The sequence below is a fragment of the Streptomyces sp. NPDC058964 genome, from assembly GCF_042741275.1.
In the GTDB taxonomy this organism is placed as follows: Bacteria; Actinomycetota; Actinomycetes; order Streptomycetales; family Streptomycetaceae; genus Streptomyces.
In genome coordinates this window covers 8,704-9,575 of record NZ_JBHYKH010000070.1, presented here as the reverse complement: position 1 = coordinate 9,575, position 872 = coordinate 8,704, and the positions used below count along the sequence as shown (strand labels likewise).

General features: G+C 72.9%; 1 protein-coding gene. It reads right to left on the bottom strand.

The features are described from left to right. Positions 1 to 109: 109 nt before the first annotated feature. A partial coding sequence (locus ACFW2E_RS12085; protein ID WP_384465275.1) for a hypothetical protein occupies positions 110 to 872 on the bottom strand: 763 nt, incomplete at its 5' end.

The following is an 872-nucleotide window of genomic DNA, read 5'->3' as shown; positions in this document are numbered from 1 at the left end:
GGTCGCGGTTACTGATATTTGGCACCCGATGTTCGTCGCGGGCCCTTCGCGGGCGCCCCCCCCGCCCCCGGGTCACCCGGGGCCTCGGTCCGGGTGTGAGGCGGCGGGGTCAGCCGATCTTGTCGGCGGGGCCCGAGGACAGGTAGGTGGTGCGGTCGATCTCGCCGCGGGCGCTGCCCTTGGTGGTGATGCTGGTGGCTTCCAGTACGACGCTGGTCTTGGGGTCGATCACCACGAGGTCCTGGCTGGCGACGCCGTTGAAGGCCAGCTGCGTGCCCGTGCGCCCGGTACTGTCCTTCACCGTGCCGGTGAGCTTGACCCCGTGGAGGCGGGCGAGGGCCCGGTAGAGCCCGGCGCGCAGTTCGGGGCCGGCGGGTGATTCGCCCAGGAGGGCGCAGGCCTGGAGGAAGACGGACTGACCGGCGTATTCCTTGGAGCTGTTCATCAGGGTGGTCAGCTTCGCCGGGTCGGTGGGCAGCCGGTCCAGGTCGCGCCAGCTCCCCAGCTCCTTGGGCCCGAGGCGCCAGCCGAAGGTGCCCTTCTTCTGGTACGTGTGACCGTCCGCGACGACGTAGACGGCGTCCATGGAGCGGGCGTAGTAGTAGTTGACCGTGGGGCTCGACGTCACTCCCGTGTGGGTGACCTTGTCCCGTACCTTCCAGTACCGAGCGCTGGAGGCCGGCCGGGCGTAGGCCACGTCGGCGGTGTGGTCCAGGAAAGTGGCGGCGGTCAGGGCCTGAGCCTGCCGCGCGGCGTGGCCGCCGGACTGGTCGGCGCCCGTGGCGCCGTACGCCACCACTCCTGCGGCGCGCGCGGCGGGGGGCCCGGCCGCGCCCCGGCGTCGCCCCCGGGGGGCGCCGGGTGGTGCCCCC